This window comes from Flavobacterium sp. (assembly GCF_039916025.1).
Lineage (GTDB): Bacteria > Bacteroidota > Bacteroidia > Flavobacteriales > Flavobacteriaceae > Flavobacterium.
In genome coordinates this window covers 1-3,252 of the sequence record NZ_JBDSMB010000034.1, presented here as the reverse complement: position 1 = coordinate 3,252, position 3,252 = coordinate 1, and the positions used below count along the sequence as shown (strand labels likewise).

The window sequence follows — 3,252 nt, the reverse complement described above, 5'->3', positions numbered from 1 at the left end:
AATATGAATATTGGCCGAATTATTTGAATGAATTAAAAAAACTGAATATCAAAACCTATTTGATTTCGGGAATTTTCAGAGAGAATCAGGCATTTTTCAAATGGTATGGCGGTTTTTACCGAAACGCACTAAAAACATTCGATTACTTTTTTGTGCAGAATGAAAGCTCCAAAAAACTTTTGCAGAGTTTAGGTTTCAACAATGTGAAAATCTCTGGTGACACACGATTTGACCGAGTAGTTTCAATTTTGGAAAGAGATAATTCTCTGGATTTCATTAAACAATTTAAAAACAATACGACTACAATTGTCATTGGAAGTTCCTGGCCAAAAGATGAAAGTTTGCTTGTGAATTATATCAATCAAACCATTGAGAAAGTAAAATTCATCATTGCGCCGCACAATATCAAATCTGAACAAATTCAGGAATTGAAAAATTCCATTACTAAAAAAACGATTTTATTTTCAGAAAAGGTGAATACCGATTTATCGGATTACGATGTTTTAATCGTTGACACCATTGGCATTCTGACCAAAATCTACAGCTATGCAGATATTGCTTATGTTGGCGGCGGTTTTGGAAATCCGGGTGTTCATAATATTTTAGAGCCAGCCACTTTTGGAATTCCGATTATTATTGGCCAAAATTTTTCTCATTTTGCCGAAGCTGTGGCTTTGGTTCATCAGGAAGGTTGCGTTTCAATTTCAAATCAAAATGAATTTAATGATGCCTTTTCAAATTTGATTTCGAATGAAGATATCCGTTATGAAAAAGGACATATCTGTTCAACATTTGTACAAATGAATAAAGGTGCTACCGATATTATTCTGAAGCATATTTGTAACAAATAAAACTAATTGCAAACTCATAAATTCTATTAAATATTTTTTCAATGAAATTCCTAAAACTACTATTACTCTTTGTTTTTACTCAGGTTTCTGCCCAGCAAGGCGGCATGTGGATTCCTTCTTTATTAAAAGGAATGAATGAAGACGAAATGAAAAGCCTTGGCATGAAAATCACAGCCGAGCAGATTTATTCCATCAACAAATCGAGCATAAAAGATGGCGTTCCACAATTTGACAAGAAATGTACTGCAGCTGTAATTTCAGATAAAGGCTTGATTTTAACCAATCACCATTGTGGTTTTGATGCAGTTCAAAATCATTCAACTGTTGAACACGATTATCTAGCGGATGGTTTTTGGGCCTACAAAATGGAAGATGAATTACTTAATAAAGGAATGGTAGTCTCATTTGTGGTGAGAATTGATGATGTTACTACAAAAGTTCTGGAAGGTATCGCTACTATTGCTTCGGAAGCTGATAAACAGAAAAAAATCCTGGAAAACATAGCCACTCTTACCAAAACATTACCTAAAGAAAACTGGGAAGAAAACGTCATCAAAACATTTTACAACGGAAATCAATATTTGCTTTTTGTAACCGAAACTTTTAAAGACATTCGATTGGTTGGTGCGCCGCCGAGTTCGATTGGAAAATTTGCTGATGTTACTGATAATTGGGTTTGGCCTAGACATACCGGAGATTTTTCATTATTCAGGATCTATGCTGACAAAAACAATCGTCCGGCAGAATATTCAGCAGAAAATGTCCCTTATAAACCAAAATACTATTTCCCAATTTCTATTAAAGGTTTAAAAGAAAATGACTTTACAATGGTTTTGGGCTATCCGGGAACAACACAGGAATATTTACCTTCATATGCTATTGAGCAAATTGTAAACACATCTGATCCCGCTAAAATTGAACTACGCGATGCTACGTTGAAAGTTCAAAAAGAATTTATGCGAAAAGATAAAGCTATCAAAATTCAATATGCATCTAAAAATCAAACAATTGCCAACGCATGGAAAAAATGGCAAGGAGAAGTCAAAGGTTTAAAAAAATCAAATGCTGTAGGAGTCAAACAAAATTTTGAAAAGCAGTTCCAACAAAAAGCCATTGAGGCAGGAAAACAAGTCGAATACGGAAATCTGTTACCTGATTTTGAAAAAAATTATGCTGAGATTAAAGATTATGCTTTGGCAAAAGACATGTTTACTGAAATAGTTGAGAAAAATGCTGAAATCCTTTCTGTTGGTTATAAATTATATCAATTAGAACAATTATATAACACCAAAGGCGAACAGTCTTTCAATGACAGAAAAAAAACTTTAATCAATGGTTGGGGAGAATTTTATAATGAATTTAATCCAGCGGTTGATCAAAAAGTCTTCGATGAATTAATTGCTATTTATAGTAAAAAATATCCAAAACAGTTTTTACCAAGTTCATTAGAAAATATCAATGCGGAGAATTTAGGCAATACAGTTTTTACAAAATCCCAATTAGTAAGTTATGATAAAGTCAAAGAGCTATTGACTGGCGATCCAAAAACTGTTCTGGAAAAATTAAATAATGACGAAGGATATAAAGTAATAAAAGCTATTGCTGATGCACATTTAAAAAATGTAATGCCAAAATATGATGAAATAAATTTAAGAAATACCGCTACACAAAGAACCTATATGAAAGGCATCTTAGAATTATTTCCGAAAAACAGAAATTTCCCCGATGCGAATAGTACGTTTCGTATAACTTATGGAAAAATTAAAGGTTACGAACCAAGCGATGCTGTTTTCTATGAGCCTTTCTCTTATTTGGATGGCGTTATTGAAAAATATAAACCTGGTGATTATGAGTTTGATGCTCCTAAAAAATTAATTGATTTATACAATGCAAAAGATTATGGTGTGTATGGTGTAAACGGTAGAATGCCTTTAGATTTTATTGCAACAAACCACACAACTGGCGGGAATTCAGGAAGCCCGGCTTTAGATGCCAAAGGAAATCTAATAGGTTTGAATTTTGATAGGGTTTGGGAAGGAACAATGAGCGATATTTATTATTCGCCTGAAATCTGTAGAAACATTATGGTTGATATTCGCTATGTTTTATTCATCATTGATAAATTTGCGGGAGCTGATAATCTGATTAAAGAGTTAAAAATCATTGCTCCAAAAAAGAAAGACTAGTTTTTTTAACATAAATTTAAGTTTTGGCACAGTTGTTGTAAAACAAAAATCGAAGTAAAATATAGGTTTTTTAAAAAAAATTAAAAAATTATTTTAACCTATTAAAAAATTTATATCTTTGCCTCGAATTAATAATTAACCTTTTATATTAAGTAAGATGAAAAAAGTATTTTTAAGTTTAGCTGTTATTGCTGCATTAACTGTAGTATCTTGTA

Annotated in this window: 2 protein-coding genes; both read left to right on the top strand. The window is 32.1% G+C overall.

The window, feature by feature from the left end; translation table 11 throughout:
* On the top strand, window positions 1-851 hold an 851-nt coding region (locus ABIQ27_RS01810), incomplete at its 5' end, for a glycosyltransferase N-terminal domain-containing protein (RefSeq protein ID WP_348031506.1).
* Window positions 852-892: 41 nt separating this feature from the next.
* Window positions 893-3,037 carry a S46 family peptidase gene (locus tag ABIQ27_RS01805; protein WP_348031504.1) on the top strand — a complete coding sequence of 715 codons (2,145 nt, stop codon included), beginning with the start codon at window positions 893-895 and terminating at the stop codon, window positions 3,035-3,037.
* Window positions 3,038-3,252 lie beyond the last annotated feature (215 nt).